General features: G+C 40.3%; 16 protein-coding genes. All 16 read left to right on the top strand.

Translation table 11 applies throughout. The features are described from left to right. Nucleotides 1-5 precede the first annotated feature (5 nt). The 16 genes from MHB39_RS14035 (at nt 6) to MHB39_RS13960 (ending at nt 15,568) form a co-directional block, all read left to right on the top strand. Entirely contained in the window at nt 6-1,373 is a 1,368-nt protein-coding gene (locus tag MHB39_RS14035) for a cobyrinate a,c-diamide synthase (RefSeq protein WP_048392351.1), read from the top strand. Then, on the top strand, nt 1,366-2,004 hold the full coding sequence (locus MHB39_RS14030; protein WP_009370253.1) for an NAD(P)-dependent oxidoreductase: 639 nt from the start codon (nt 1,366-1,368) through the stop codon (nt 2,002-2,004). The genes MHB39_RS14035 and MHB39_RS14030 overlap by 8 nt, the downstream gene beginning before the upstream one ends. Then, nucleotides 2,001-2,768, top strand: a complete 768-nt coding sequence (cobA, locus tag MHB39_RS14025) for a uroporphyrinogen-III C-methyltransferase (protein ID WP_342544214.1) — start codon at nt 2,001-2,003, stop codon at nt 2,766-2,768. Before MHB39_RS14030 ends, cobA begins: the two co-directional genes overlap by 4 nt. A gap of 33 nt (nt 2,769-2,801) precedes the next feature. Beyond that, nucleotides 2,802-3,362, top strand: a complete 561-nt coding sequence (locus MHB39_RS14020) for a nitroreductase (RefSeq protein ID WP_048392353.1) — start codon at nt 2,802-2,804, stop codon at nt 3,360-3,362. Between the two features lie 13 nt (nt 3,363-3,375). Further along, nucleotides 3,376-3,912, top strand: coding sequence for a cob(I)yrinic acid a,c-diamide adenosyltransferase (locus MHB39_RS14015; RefSeq protein ID WP_342544212.1), 537 nt, complete (start codon nt 3,376-3,378; stop codon nt 3,910-3,912). Nucleotides 3,913-4,126: 214 nt separating this feature from the next. Further along, nucleotides 4,127-5,626 carry a cobyric acid synthase gene (locus tag MHB39_RS14010; RefSeq protein ID WP_342544210.1) on the top strand — a complete coding sequence of 500 codons (1,500 nt, stop codon included), beginning with the start codon at nt 4,127-4,129 and terminating at the stop codon, nt 5,624-5,626. After that, nucleotides 5,623-6,459, top strand: coding sequence for a class I SAM-dependent methyltransferase (locus tag MHB39_RS14005; RefSeq protein ID WP_342544208.1), 837 nt, complete (start codon nt 5,623-5,625; stop codon nt 6,457-6,459). Before MHB39_RS14010 ends, MHB39_RS14005 begins: the two co-directional genes overlap by 4 nt. A gap of 97 nt (nt 6,460-6,556) precedes the next feature. Beyond that, nucleotides 6,557-7,489: a ribonuclease Z gene (rnz, locus tag MHB39_RS14000; RefSeq protein WP_342544207.1), complete on the top strand. Its 933-nt coding sequence runs from the start codon at nt 6,557-6,559 to the stop codon at nt 7,487-7,489. A gap of 323 nt (nt 7,490-7,812) precedes the next feature. Continuing rightward, nucleotides 7,813-9,807, top strand: coding sequence for a methyl-accepting chemotaxis protein (locus tag MHB39_RS13995; protein WP_342544206.1), 1,995 nt, complete (start codon nt 7,813-7,815; stop codon nt 9,805-9,807). Between the two features lie 65 nt (nt 9,808-9,872). Next, complete coding sequence (locus MHB39_RS13990; RefSeq protein ID WP_009370265.1) at nt 9,873-10,103, top strand: hypothetical protein; 231 nt, start codon at nt 9,873-9,875, stop codon at nt 10,101-10,103. A 114-nt stretch (nt 10,104-10,217) separates the two neighbouring features. Then, nucleotides 10,218-10,799 (top strand): TetR/AcrR family transcriptional regulator, encoded by a 582-nt coding sequence (locus tag MHB39_RS13985; protein WP_036077407.1) that lies wholly within the window; start codon nt 10,218-10,220, stop codon nt 10,797-10,799. Between the two features lie 80 nt (nt 10,800-10,879). Then, complete coding sequence (locus MHB39_RS13980; protein ID WP_016993128.1) at nt 10,880-12,259, top strand: DHA2 family efflux MFS transporter permease subunit; 1,380 nt, start codon at nt 10,880-10,882, stop codon at nt 12,257-12,259. Nucleotides 12,260-12,331: 72 nt separating this feature from the next. Continuing rightward, nucleotides 12,332-12,952, top strand: coding sequence for a sporulation-specific diadenylate cyclase CdaS (gene cdaS / locus MHB39_RS13975; protein WP_342544204.1), 621 nt, complete (start codon nt 12,332-12,334; stop codon nt 12,950-12,952). Between the two features lie 100 nt (nt 12,953-13,052). Further along, nucleotides 13,053-13,496 (top strand): MarR family transcriptional regulator, encoded by a 444-nt coding sequence (locus MHB39_RS13970; RefSeq protein WP_048392361.1) that lies wholly within the window; start codon nt 13,053-13,055, stop codon nt 13,494-13,496. 58 nt (nt 13,497-13,554) lie between these two features. Further along, nucleotides 13,555-14,496, top strand: a complete 942-nt coding sequence (locus MHB39_RS13965; protein ID WP_342546919.1) for a ring-cleaving dioxygenase — start codon at nt 13,555-13,557, stop codon at nt 14,494-14,496. Nucleotides 14,497-14,512: 16 nt separating this feature from the next. Next, nucleotides 14,513-15,568, top strand: a complete 1,056-nt coding sequence (locus MHB39_RS13960) for an LLM class flavin-dependent oxidoreductase (protein ID WP_036218710.1) — start codon at nt 14,513-14,515, stop codon at nt 15,566-15,568. Nucleotides 15,569-15,574: the final 6 nt, after the last annotated feature.

Below are 15,574 nucleotides of genomic sequence, written 5' to 3'. Positions count from 1 at the left end.
AGTCCATGCAAACAAATCGCTTTGTACTAGCTGGTACGGGTAGTGGTGTAGGCAAAACTACTTTTACCATTGGACTGATGAAGGCACTTCAAAACAAAGGGAACGTGGTGCAGGGCTTTAAATGCGGTCCTGATTATATCGACCCAACCTATCATACAGCTGTAACGGGCAGAGTATCACGTAATATTGATAGCTGGATGTTTTCACACGAAGCAGTCCGTGATATTGTGGCACGTGCAAGTATAGATGCAGATGTATCTATTATTGAAGGTGTGATGGGCTTTTATGACGGTAAAAGCCCTTTATCTGACGCTGGGTCTGCTGCTGATATTAGCGTAGTGACAGAGAGTCCTGTTATTTTAATTGTCAATTGTGCTAGCATGGCACGTAGCGTAGCAGCAGTTGTGAAAGGCTTCCAATTACTATCAGATAAGCCGAATATCGTTGGTGTTATTGCGAACCAGGTTGGTAGTGTCGGTCATTACGAAATTGCGAAGGCAGCTATTGAACAAGAATGCGGCATACCTGTTATTGGCTACCTAAAGCGTGAGGAAGGGATCGATATCCCGAGTCGTCATTTAGGGTTAGTACCTGCTATTGAAAGAGGAGAGCTAGATTCATTTTTTGATAAACTAGGGAACCTGATGGCGGAAACGATTGATTTGGATCAATTAATACATTTAACAAAGGCTCCTATCTTGCAAGAATCAGGCCATTTATTTAGGGAGGAGCCTTCACGAAATATTTGTATAGCAGTTGCAAGAGATGCAGCTTTTAATTTTTATTATGAAGAAAACTTGGCTTTGTTACGTGCGAAAGGTGCGACACTACAGTTTTTCTCACCGCTTGCGAATGAGCCTGTACCAGCTGAAGCAGATGGCTTGTATATTGGTGGTGGCTTTCCTGAGGAATTTGCAGAGTCACTTGCTACCAATACCGTCGTTAAAGACTCTATTCGTCAAGTCATTGCTAAAGGTCTTCCAACATTAGCTGAGTGTGGGGGCTTTATGTATTTAACAGAGGCCATTACAAATAGCCATGGCGACCGCTATGACATGGTAGGGGTAATTCCTGGAGAAGTGGCGATGCAAACAAAACTAGCAGCACTTGGTTATCGTGAAATTTTTGGCACAGCCGATAATTTCTTAATTGGTGCTGAGGAACAAGCGAAGGGCCATGAGTTCCATTACTCCAAATATAGTGGTTCTCACAATACAGCAGCCTACGAAACGATTGGTCGTTTTGGCAAAAAGAAAGAAGGCTATCAAGAAGGAAATTTAGTGGCTGGCTATACTCATTTCCATTTTGTATCAAACCCAAAGCTAGTTGACAATTGGTTAACAGCTTGTAAGAAGGTGAAAAGTAATGACTAATTATTTTCCTATTCATATCAATCTAGAATATAAAACAGTTGTGATTGTAGGCGGGGGTCACGTGGCAACGCAGAAGGTAGCATCCCTGTTACCAGCAAAGGCAAACATCGTGATTGTCAGTCCAACCTTACATAACACATTACAGTCACTTGCAGAGTCAGGGCAAATTACTTGGAAGCAAAAGGAATTTGAACCTCGTGATTTAGATGACGCCATTCTCATTATCGCTGCAACGAATGTGACAGCAGTTAACGAAGCCGTTCAAGAAGCAGCACAGCATTGGCAATTAATCAACCGAACAGATAAACAAAGTGAAAGTGATTTTATTACGCCTGCTACTGTTCGCCGTGGTCCGTTGGTGGTAACTGTTTCGACATCGGGAGCAAGCCCAAGTCTAGCCCGCAAGATTAAAGCAGATTTAGAAGAGCAATTCGATGATGCTTATGATGACTATGTATGCTTTTTACAGCAAGCTCGATTAATGATTGCTGCTAAGTATGATAAAGGTCCACAAAGACGTGCGGCATTACAAGCATTGCTAGAGCCAAACATCCTTGAATGGACACGTCATGGTGAGATCGATCGACGAGAAGCATATTTACAACAACTATTGATGGGAGCAACGCAATGAAGGATGGAATCGTATATATCGTGGGAGCAGGTCCTGGCGATCCGAAGCTCATTACTGTGTATGGACTGGAATGTATTCAAAAGGCTGATGTAATTGCTTATGACCGTCTTGTAAATCCTAAATTGCTTGATTTTGCAAAAAAGGATGCGGAGCTAGTTTATTGTGGCAAATTACCTGGGAAGCATCATCTCATTCAAGAGGAAATAAATGCATTACTCGTTGAAAAAGCACAACAAGGTAAAATTGTTACACGCCTAAAAGGTGGCGATCCCTTTGTTTTTGGACGTGGCGCGGAGGAAGCTGAAATAGTAAAAAATCATGGCATTGCCTATGAAATCGTTCCGGGGATTACAGCAGGAATTGCAGCTCCTGCATACGCAGGAATTCCAGTTACACATAGAGACTTCGCCACAAGCTTTGCCCTTGTGACTGGACATGGTCGTGAAGAAAAAGGACAAGATTTTTTGAATTGGCCCGCATTGGCTACTGGTATAGATACCGTTGCCTTTTATATGAGCGTTGGTAATATTGCCTACATTGCTCGAAAATTAATCGAAAATGGACGGAAGGCAACAACCCCAGTAGCGGTCATTGAGTGGGGAACAACTGCTCAGCAACGCACAATTACAGGGCCGCTAGATGAGATAGCCAGCATCATTGAGCGTGAAGGGTACCATAACCCTTCTATGATTGTTGTTGGCGAGGTTGTCAATGTACGTGAAAAAATTCAATGGTTTGAAGAGCAAGGACTTACCTTTTCATAATCATTTCTTATAAGGTCACAAGGAGGAAGCACTATGACTGTCATTGAAGCATTAAAAAAACGTCGAGCAATTCGTAATTACACGACACAACCAGTAGAGAAAGAAAAAATTGAACAAATTTTACAGGCAGCAACCTATGCACCGAATGACCGGATGCGTGAGCCCTGGCATTTTTATGTCATTCAAGATGAAGCCATGAAGCGTTATGAAGAAATGGCTAGTGCTTATTTACAAGAACGCTTCCCCACGAAGCCAAATTTAGTGGAAAGTTCATTAAAGGTTGTACAAACAACCCCTGTAGCCATTGTGGTGACAGCTGACATAGTAGAAGGGGACACAGATGCGACAGAAGATAATGTCTTTGCTGTATGTAGTGCCATTATGTCTATGTGGTTGACAGCAGAGGAGCTAGGTCTTGGCTTTGTTTGGCGTACACGTGGTGTTGGCCTCGTACATGATCCTCGTATGCATACGTTTATTGGTGCAAGCGACGCTCAAAAAGTAGTTGGTACAATATTTATTGGCTACCCACAGGAGCAAGAACAAACCGACAAGAAACGAACGCCGTTTGCAGAAAAGACAACATGGCTGTAAGGAGGCTATCAGTATGGCAAGAAAAGGCTTGTTTTTAGTATATACAGGTGAGGGTAAGGGCAAAACGACAGCATCTCTTGGCGTTACATTGCGTGCAGTTGGTCGAGGCTTACATGTGCGTTATCTGCAGTTTATCAAATCCCCAGAACGTACTTATGGAGAGCAAATTGCCCTTCGTAAGCTAGGCGTAGAAATGGAACAAATGGGCATAGGTTTTACATGGACAAAAACACCTGAGGAGCATCGAGCTGCATTAGCCAAGGCTTGGAAAAAAACGAAGGCAGCTCTACAGGATGCCAGCATTGATTTATTGGTTTTAGATGAACTGAACAATGCCCTAGCGATCACCAAGTTTCCAATCGATGATGTCCTTCCCCTAGCAGAAGTCATCGAGGCAATCCAACACCGCCCTTCTACAATGCATTTGGTTGTCACAGGACGAAGTGCGAATCCAGCATTACTAGCAATGGCTGATTTAGTGTCAACCATTGAGGCGACAAAGCATTACTATGATGAAGGGATTCCAGCGGTGAAAGGGCTCGAATTTTAAGGCCCTTTACAAGGCTGAATGAAAAATACCCGCGCTTCGCCATGGAATACCCGCGGAGTGAAGAGAAATACCCGCGCTTTGCCATGGAATACCCGCGGAGTGAAGAGAAATACCCGCGCTTCGCCATGGAATACCCGCGGAGTGAAGGGAAATACCCGCGCTTTGCCATGATATACCCGCGGAGCGACGCCGAACATTACAGAGGAGAGTGACTATGCCAGCAAAATCAATCATGATACAAGGAACAGCTTCCGATGTTGGAAAAAGTATGATTTGTACCGCACTATGTCGTATATTTTCAGATGATGGACTGAAGGTAGTCCCATTTAAATCACAAAATATGGCTCTTAATTCATTTGTTACGAAAGATGGCGGTGAAATCGGCCGGGCCCAAGGGGTACAGGCCGAGGCGGCTCGTGTTGTTGCAACGACTGATATGAATCCTATCCTGCTGAAACCGAAGCAAGATATGATGTCAGAGGTTATCGTTCATGGTAAACATTTTTTAAATATGGATGCCAAAAGCTACCGCAATAATTTTGTGCAAGAAGCGATGCCGATCGTAGAAAAATCAGTACGCACGCTACAAAATACATATGATGTCATTGTTCTAGAGGGCGCTGGTAGCCCAGCAGAAATTAACTTAAAGGATCGCGATATTGCTAATATGCGAATGGCTCACTTAGCAGATGCAGCGGTGGTCCTCGTTGCTGATATTGATCGTGGCGGGGTCTTTGCCTCGATTGTTGGGACACTGGCATTGTTAGACGAGGAAGAACGAGCACGTGTTAAGGGATTAATTATTAATAAGTTTAGAGGCATGCGTGAGTTACTGGATGATGGTTTGGCATGGGTGGAGCGCGAAACGGGTATTCCAGTACTTGGTGTGATTCCTTATGTCGAGGTCAATATTGAAGCAGAGGATTCACTTGCATTATCGTCACTTCGTTTTAAAAAACCAAAGCCAGGCGAATTTGCTGTAGATGTAGCCATGATTCGTTTACCACGTATTTCAAACTTCACCGATATTGATCCATTTTTTGATGAGCCAGAGGTAGGTGTACGTTTAATTGGTCATGTCAATGAACTAGGTACACCCGATTTACTCATTCTGCCAGGAACGAAAAGTACAATGGATGATTTAGCTTGGCTAAAAGCACAGGGCTTCGATCAAGCCATTACACATTTACGTGAATGCGGTACGAAAATTATTGGCATTTGTGGCGGTTTCCAAATGCTTGGTGAAACATTACTTGATCCAGAAGCAGTGGAGGGGAATGGTGAATCTGCAGATGGTCTTGGGCTATTGCCGATGGAAACTATTTTTGTAGGCAATAAAAAAACGGTGCAAATGACAGGCGTAAGAGGGCAGGACACATTGACAGGCTATGAAATCCATCTAGGGCGTACGAAAATTTTACGTGATGCGGTATCACCGTTTTTACTGTTAGAGGATGGAAGAGAAGATGGTGCGGTTAGTCAAGATGAGCAAGTGATTGGCACGTATTTTCACGGCTTGTTCCATAATCGTACTTTTACCCGTCAACTTGTCAATGAAATACGAGTGAAAAAAGGGTTATCTGCTTTACCAAGTGATGTAAAAAGTGACGCAGAACGAAGAGAAGATGCCTATAATATGTTAGCTGACCATGTACGAGCAAATCTTGATATGAAAAAAATATATGAATTATTATCTTTAGAGGTATCTATATGACGAGAAAAGGGCCGTTAGCCATTAACTATGAGGCATTATGGCAGGAAGGTATGAAGGACTGGCATGGCAATATGCCTGAACGAATGGTGAATGATCAGCTAGAGGAGCAATTTTGGGTGCAATCCGTGGCACGTAAAAAAGTGGGACAAACAGATCCTTATGCTGCATTGATTTTTCAGGAGCTTCAAAAAAAGATTGAACCTCAGCATTCTGTATTAGAAATTGGTCCTGGATGGGGCAATTATACATTTCCATTAGCTGATAAAGTAAGCAAGCTTACATGTGTGGATAGCTCTGAAAGCATTTTGAATTACTTACAACAGTGTATGCCGCAGGAGGAGCACGTTTCCTATATTCATGCGAAGTGGGAAAGCTTAGAGGATGATGAGATTGAACCACATGATATCGTCCTGGGCGTGAATTGTTTTTACCGCATGTATGAAATCAAAGCAGCTTTATATCACATGAATCGGCTGGCGAAGAAGCGGGCCATCATTGGGATGACGACAGGGCCCATCCAGCCACACTATGAACAATTGTATGAAAAATATGGTTATGACATTAAATTTCCGCGCAGAGATTATATCGAGTTTTTGAATCTACTCTATGAAATGGATATTTACGCGGATTGTCAGATTATCCCGCTCGAGCGTGTCTATGAATATGAAAGCTATGAGCAGCTTGTGGCAACACAGAGTAAAAAAATCCTAACGACGAATTTTCAGCGAGCCCATGTAGAGGAATCACTGCTACCTTTTATCGAAAAAAAGGATGGACGTTATTATTATCGTCATGATTTTCATGCAGCCCTTGTGTCATGGCAACCAAAATGATTAAGAAACCTTTGGAGAAACTGTACACCAAAGGTTTTTCTTATGGGAATGGATAAGGTACAATAAAACGATATAAATAAGAAGTGAGGTGGCATATGTGCAGCTACATTTTCTAGGGACAGGCGCAGGCATGCCTTCAAAAGAACGAAATACAAGTGCTCTGATGGTAAAGCTATTAGATGAAGTGAGTGAAATGTGGCTATTTGACTGTGGGGAGGCGACACAGCATCAAATCCTTCATACGTCGTTAAAGCCACGGAAAGTGACGAAAATTTTTATTACACATTTACATGGGGATCATATTTTTGGACTTCCAGGCTTTTTAAGCTCACGTTCCTTTCAGGGTGGGGATGAGCCGCTAACGATCTTCGGGCCATCTGGCTTACAGCAGTGGATTGAACAAACATTGGCCCTATCAAAAACCCATTTAACATATCCTTTGCGCTTTGTAGAAGTACAAGAAGGCATTATTTATGAGGATGCTTATTTTACAATTTATGCTAAGGAATTGCGCCATGTTGTACCTTGCTATGGTTATCGTATTGAACAAAAGGATTTACCAGGCGAATTATTAATTGACAAAGCGCAGGCACTTGGCGTTCCAAAGGGACCTTTGCTAGGGCAATTAAAAAATGGCCACGATATTGTACTTGAAAATGGTGATGTGGTACTAGCAAAAGACGTGGTGGCACCAGCCAAAAAGGGCTTTACGTTGTCAGTTTTAGGTGATACGAAATATTGTGAAGAAGCGATCCAATTATCAATGGGTGCTGATATCATTGTCCATGAAGCGACTTTTGATGGTACAACAACAGATTTAGCAGCAAGCTATGGTCATGCAACAAATGTGGAGGCTGCAAAAGTCGCACAGCAAGCTGGTGCACACTATTTATTATTAAATCATTTAAGCGCACGTTTTCTCCCATATGACTTACCTCAATTTTTAGCTGAAGCACAGGAAATTTTTCCGAATACATTCCTAACAGCTGATCAAGCCGTCTATACATGGCAACACAATAAATTATTCTGATATAATTATAAAATAAAAAACATCTATTAGAGGAGATTCTTCTAATAGATGTTTTTAGTTTATCGTCCTAAAGGTTTATAGCTAATTTTGTTTAAATATTACTGTTCACTCATGAGAAATATCCTTTTTTGCATGCCTCTAATCGTACAAAATAGTTAAATTTTTCCTAAATGATCTGCTATTTCGAAATTTTTACAAATTAATGACAATTTAAACTACTTCAAAACTTATTATTTTATATTTAATAAATAGTTAATGAAATATATGGAAGTCATATTGTATGATGAAGTGGAAATAATCGTAATTTTTAGGGGGATCTCATCATGAGAAAGTCAATGAAATGGAAAATGCTTCTGGAGATTATGGGCATTGTGGTGTTCATTATAGCGGCATTTTCTATTTATGTTTATCAAGCTACATATAAAAGTGAAAAAAGCAATGGAGAAGCAATCGCCAACTCCATTGTCATGGGGTTGGAAGGAGCGATTCAATCTAGAGAAAAAGCAGAAGAAATTATGGAAAAAGAAATGATTGCCGAATCTGTAATGGCTTCTTACATCATTGACAAAGGTGCTACATATGAGGATTTAAGGGCCATTGCTGAGCGTGGTGGCATCGATGAGATTTGGAGTACAGATAATAAAGGGAATACAACGGTGACATCAGTAGCTCCAACTGTTGATTTTAACTTTGGCGCTGATCCAAACGGACAAGCTGCCGAATATATGCAACTTTTAGATGGAAGAGCGAAAGAAATTGTCCAAAAAGCACAAATTCGCGATGTCGATGATCAATTTTTCAAATTTGTCGGGGTAGGTAGCTGGAATCCAGCAACTCCACAAATTGTACAGGTGGCTCGCCATGGACAGCAGCTACTAGATTTAGAAGCAAGTATCGGCAGTGAATCTTATATCGATCAACTGAACAACTATTTATCCTCAACCGTATTATTCGCCGCTATTGTAGATGAAAAAGGCCAAGCCATTGCCGCTACAGCAAAACAAAATTTAGCGGATATTGGTTTTGAGCCAGCCCAATTTTCAGCACAAAAGTCGACTGAATTTTCAGGGCGCTATGATGGCACACGTGTCACGCAATATGTGAAACCATTATCGAACGGTACATACTTAGCGATTATTGTATCCAATGCCGTCCTATCGCATATTTTAGTAGGTACAATTGTGGCTTCGTTGATCGTAGTTTGTGTGATTTTCTTCACTACAGGCCTATCTATTTCCAAACAAGTAGCTCGTATTTTAAGCGTGCGAAATTCTTTAGAGGAAATTAGTAAAGGTGAAGCGGATTTAACAAAGCGTATTCCGATCAATGCCAAGGATGAAATTGGCCAATTAGTGACTTCATTTAATGGGATGATGGATAATTTCCAACAAATTATGTATGAATTAAAGCAAGGGGCCAATCAAATAAAAGAAGCTACCTATACGATTCAAGAAAATGCTCATGAAACACTTGAATCAGCCACAATTATCCAAGGAGAATCTAGTCAGGTCGCTCAGGCCTCCTTTGCCCAACAAAATAATACGGCTGACAGTGCACACTCAATGGAGGAATTGGCACGCAGTATTCAATATATTTCGGAATCTATAGCAGAAATTTCTAGTATTTCGCGTAATACCGAGGAAAACGCAGATAATGGATTACAAATTATGCAGTCCTTACAAAAGCAATTAGTGACGATTCATGAGAAAACAAATTTTGCGGTGATTGGAACACAGGAACTTGAAAAATTATCTACTATGATTGGGGAATTTACCAATGTGATTACGGGGATCTCTGATCAAACGAATTTACTGGCATTGAATGCATCTATCGAAGCGGCGCGTGCAGGTGAAGCGGGAAAAGGCTTTGCGGTTGTAGCTGAAGAAGTTCGTAAATTAGCAGAAGATTCTAAGAGTGCGGCGGATAGAATTACACAGGTGGTGATAAATGTCCAAAAGGAAACAGCCAATATTGTAGCAACCATCCAAGCGACAGCAGATGTACTACATGCAGGACGTGCAATCGTACAACAAGCACAGCACTCGTTTGAAGGCATTCATAATGATGTACAGGTGTTAGCAACACAAGTGGATTTAGTATCAAGCTCCACCGAAGAAATTGCTGCAAGTACAGAGGAAGTAACAGCTACCATGGAAGATGTTTCGCTCTTGGCTAAGCAAACATCGCAAAGTGTTGATGCCGTTGCCCAAAAGGCTAAGCATCAAGCGGAAAATATGGAAAGTATGACCGCATTTATCGATCAATTGAATACAACAGCGGAAAATCTCCAACTATCAGCAGGCAAATATAAAGTATAAAAGGAAAAATATAGTACGATAAATCACTAGATTCCCGTATAATTGAAAAAAGGGGTGTGGTTTAAATGAATCAACAAAAGATGCCGCCAGCATTATTGCGATTAATCGTCATTTTTCCAAATGTGCTGAGCTATTTACTATTATTCGGTCTAATTATTTTTGTCATGACAAATTATGAAACATTAAAAGCGACAAATAATTTAACTGTGTGGATTATTTTTATTGTCGTATTAGCACCCGCTGCTGCCTACACGACTTTCAGCATCGTAAAGAAAATTCGAGCAGGGCATATGTAACTCACAAGTGTTGTTATTAGAGGATGTTCTAATAACAACACATTTTTTTTGACAAATTGGGTTTAATCCTCTATATTTTTGTTAGTCATAACTAACATTTATAGGACGTGTAAAATGAAAAAAGATACAAAGGATAAAATTCTTGCTGCTGCAACAAGCTTAATGACTGAAAGGGGCTACTCCAATGTCTCTGTGAAAGACATTGCTTTAACCGCTGGAGTGAGTGAAATGACTGTTTTTCGCCATTTTGAAACAAAAATGGGGATTCTACAAGCTGTACTCGATAGACATTCTTATATTCCATACTTTGAACAGTTATTTGCTCAAGATTTATCAGGAAATCTAGTGAATGACTTACAGCAAATTGCTAACGCTTATCTAGCTTTTATGGAAAAAAATAAAGCGATATTTCTCATTACTACACAAGATAGAAGTATACTATCTGGAGTAATGGATCTTATTTCGGATAACCAAACCAAACAATTACTAAAATTATTGGAAGGTTATTTTCAAGCACAAATCGAACAGGGAAAGATGAAGGATATTGATACAAATGGGCAGGCCACTGTTTTTTTAACGAGCCTTTTTGGTTTCTTTGTATCCAATGCATTATGGGATGAACATTTTTTAAAAAAACAAAAGGAAAGTTTTGTTCATCATTTAGTAGCTACTTTTGTGGGTGGAGTCTGTATTTAATGCTCCACTCTCAAAGCTTTTATATATTTTTTAAATAAAATGTTAGTTATAACTAACTAACAAATTAAAGGGGATTCAACATGAAGGAAAAAAGAAATGTGATAGTAGCAATTTTACTATCCGCCGCATTTGTGTCTATTCTCAACCAAACTTTATTACTCATAGCGATGCCGCCCATTATGGAAGATTTTAAGATTCATGCTAATTTAGCACAATGGCTCACGACGGTATATTTATTGACGAATGGAATACTCATACCTATTACAGCTTTTTTAATTGGTCGTTTTTCAAATCGATTGCTGCTAATCGTTGCCCTCACCTTATTTAGTATCGGTACATTTTTAGGCGCCTTTGCACCAACCTTTACAATTTTGCTTATCGCAAGAGTTATTCAAGCAGCGGGAGCAGGGGTGATTATGCCGTTAATGCAAACGATTTTATTAACGATGTATCCAAAAGAAAAGCGGGGTTCGATTATGGGGCTAGCTGGTCTAGTCACAGGTTTTGCGCCAGCAGTTGGCCCAACATTATCTGGCTGGATTTTAGAACATCTTACATGGCGGCATTTATTTTTTACTGTCCTCCCTGTTTCAGTCGTGGTATTGACAGTAGCGACGATTTTTATGAAAAATGTAACGTCTAAAAAAGAAGAGCAGTTAGACACTCTTTCTATCGTGTTCTCTTCATTAGGTTGGGGAGGCTTGTTATATGGCTTTAGTATTGCAGGAACAGCTGGTTTCCAATCCATACAGGTTGCTGTCACATTAGGGATGGGTGGGACGATGTTGGCTTTATTTATTAGGCGTCAGCTACGATTACCCAAACCCATGCTAGAATTTCGTGTCTTTCAATCTACTATGTTCTCGATCACAACCTTCCTATCAAGTTTGGTCTATGCCATTATGATTGGTACGCAAATACTATTAACCTTTTATATTCAAAACGTACGTCAACTTTCTGCACTTGAAACAGGATTAGTTTTATTAATTGGTGCTCTAGTGATGGGCTTTATGTCTCCAGTGACGGGTAAGATTTTTGATAAAGTTGGAGGGAAAGGCTTAGCAGTAGTAGGATTCACATGTATTTTCCTTGGCACAAGTCTGCTGATAACGATCTCATTGAACACGAAACTTTGGCTACTGGCAGGGCTGTTTACGATGATTTCCTTTGGAATATCAATGATTATGATGCCTCTGACAACGGCTGGCATGAATGCGTTACCTACACATTTAATGGCCCATGCAACAGCGATGAACAGTACATTGCGTATGGTTGGAGGTGCATTAGTAACGGCCTTACTTGTAACGATCATGAGTACTGTGACTACTTTACAACATGAGTTAGGAGTAGCTGATGCGATGCTAAATGGTATTCGAACTGCTTTTATCGCCACAACGATTTTAAGTAGCATTGGACTACTATTGTCTCTGTATGTAAAGAAGGAACAACCAACTCGATAACCTTCTTTTCTAATATGCATAAAAATAACCTATGTAGAGAAACTAAGAGAAGAAAAAAGAGAGGTGCTTTTTGTGAATCCAACAAATTGTGATTTTTCACCAATGAAAGAAACATTAAAAGATGAGCTTCTCCAAGTGATCCTGTCCTTACAGCACAGTGTGCAGGAAATGGATACAGATACAAATTGTCTCCTCGGTAATTTTGAGAAAATTAAAGAGAAGTTTATGACAATTGAAATGAAAGCTGCAACGTTCTATTTAAATTGTTATCTTTCCCCGTTTACTGAAAAGTATCCAGAGCTATCACACAGTGTGCAAAATATGTCTTTGAGAAGACATGGTGGTTTAATTGTCATCCAACGACAGGATACTTTAGAGAATCTGATTCAGCCTGGTATTCATATTGGGGCAGATTTAACCCATTCTTTATTAGAGTCAATTTTCTTCCCTGGTAATCCACTTCACGATGGCGCAGTACTTGTCAATCAAAATCTAATTGAGTCAGCAGCAAATGTACTGCCATTATCAGAGCGTTATACAGGGGAAAAGAAATTAGGTACAAGACATCGTGCTGCGCTGGGATTGAGTGAAGTAAGTGATGCACTGATAATGGTTGTATCAGAAGAAACGGGTAGAATATCTTTTGCTCTTAAGGGCAATTTATATCCTGTTACAACACCTGGCATCATATAGGGGGTCTCCCTATGTTAAAAAAATATCTTAAATTCGAGATATTTTTCTTGCGGAAGTATCACTTGCGTGGTAAAGTGATAACTGAAGGGAGGGTGAAGTCATGAGAAATCATACACTAGGTACCCTAACGTGGATTCGGATGATGCGCTTTACAACGCAAAGTAATCAGTTATCGAATGAATTTTTAAAACGTTTCGACTTAACGACAGCACAATTTGATGTGTTAATCCAGATTAAAACATATGCCCCGATTACACAGTCTCAATTAGCAGAAAAAGTAACTGTAACACAAGGTGGCATGTCTCGCATGCTTGCCCGACTAGAAAAAGAGGGACTAATCGAGCGTAAACAAAATTGGAAGACGAAAACCATCTCATTGACATCAAAAGGGGAGCAAATGATTGATGCAGCAACACCTAGTCAACTTCACTTCCAGTCTTCGTTTTTTGAAGAAGTATTATCAGCTGAAGAAATTAAATCTTTATATATTGCGATGACAAAACTTGAAAAACATAGCCGAGAAAAAAAATTGCCGCCCGTGTAATTTTTTTTGTGAAATCACTTGCTTAGTCAAGTGAAAATAATGAGGAGGAACAATTATGATGAACAAATTAAGCGGACACCATCATATATCAATGCTAACGAAAAATGGTAAACAGAATAATCATTTCTACACAACTATTTTAGGGTTACGACGTGTGAAAAAAACGGTGAATCAAGACTCACCTTCCATGTATCACTTATTTTATGGAGACTTAACAGGCGCAGCAGGTACAGAATTAACATTTTTTGAAATGCCTGTTGCAGGACGTACAGTGCGAGGGACGAATGTTATTACACGTATTGGCTTACTTGTACCTAGCTTCGAAAGCCTACTATATTGGAAAGAACGCTTTCAGCAGCTAGAGGTAGAACATAGCGATATCACTACTTATGCAGGCAAAGAGGCTTTATTTTTTGAAGATCATGAAGGTTTACGGATGGTATTGTTAAACCACCAAGGACAAGAAACGCCTGCTCAATGGCAACCATGGGATGGAAATGATATACCGAAGGAACATCGTATTTTAGGCATGGGGACTATTGAAATCACTGTGCGATATTTACCAAGAACGGTCAATTTATTACAAGATTTATTTCACTATACAGTTATTGCAGAAAAGGACAAAGAAACGGTCCTACAATCGATAGAAGGGGAAGTACTTGGCGAGATTGTTGTCAAAGAATTAGAAGGACCAAGCGAGAAACCTGGTAAAGGCAGTATTCACCATCTTGCGTTACGTGTTGCAACTGTTGAAGAATTACAGCAATGGGATACCAAAATCAAGGAGCTTGGATTGGATAGTACTGGTGTGGTTGATCGTTATTATTTCCAAAGTCTATATTTTAGAGATCGTAACGGTATTTTATTTGAAATGGCGACAGATGGGCCAGGGTTTACGGTAGATTCAGCAGTGGAAGAACTTGGCAAAGAGTTAGACCTCCCGCCATTTTTAGAAGAGAGACGTTCAGAAATTGAAGCTATTTTAGAACCGCTTGAATAAGGAGAGATAACACATGATGGAAAAATATCGTATTGATCAAGCACAAGGACTCGAATTCGGACTGTACTCTTTAGGTGATCATATCCCTAATCCACTAACGGGCGAGCGTATTTCTGCTCAACAACGACTAAAAGAGCTAGTCGAGGCAAGTCAATTAGCAGAGCAAGCTGGAATTGATGTATTTGGTATAGGTGAAAGTCATCAGTCTTATTTTACAACACAGGCACATACGGTCGTGTTAGGTGCTATCGCACAAGCAACTTCGACCATTAAATTGTCTAGCTCCGCAACGGTATTAAGTGTTTCAGACCCTGTACGAGTATATGAGGATTTTGCCACAATTGATTTATTATCAGATGGTCGTGCAGAAATTGTAGCGGGACGTGGCTCCCGTGTCGGTGCCTATCACTTACTAGGTGTTGATTTACAAGATTATGAAGAAATTTTTGAGGAAAAATTAGAGCTTCTTATGAAAATCAATGACGAGGAGCTTGTGACTTGGGAAGGGCAATTCAGAGCCCCACTCCACCATGCACAAATTTTACCGCAGCCAAAAAACGGCTCGTTGCCAATATGGCGTGCGGTGGGTGGACCACCTGCCAGCGCCATTAAAGCAGGATATATGGGCATTCCGATGATGCTTACAACATTAGGTGGCCCTGCTATCAACTTTAAACCATCTGTGGATGCCTATCGCGAAGCGGCAGAGCGCAAAGGTTTTGACCCAAATGAATTACCTATTGCCACAACAAGCTTGTTTTATGTAGCAGACACAACAAAAGAGGCATTGCAGGGCATGTATCCACATTTAAACGGTGGTTTCCAAGCTATTCGTGGTGGGGGCTATCCAAAGCAACAATTTGCACAAGCGCCTGATACACGTGATGCTTTAATGGTGGGCAGTAAAGAGCAAATTATTGAAAAACTACTTTATCAATACGAACTATATGGCATGCAACGCTTTATGGCACAAATCGATTTTGGTGGCGTACCATTCGAAAAATTGATGAAAAATATTGAAATCATTGGTAATGATATAATTCCAGCGATAAAAAAACACACAGCGAAATAAGGAGTG

This window comes from Lysinibacillus sp. FSL K6-4013 (assembly GCF_038630435.1).
Classification (GTDB): Bacteria; Bacillota; Bacilli; order Bacillales_A; family Planococcaceae; genus Lysinibacillus; species Lysinibacillus boronitolerans.
Note: the sequence above shows the minus strand (reverse complement) of the source record. Positions and strands in the feature narration are given on the sequence as shown.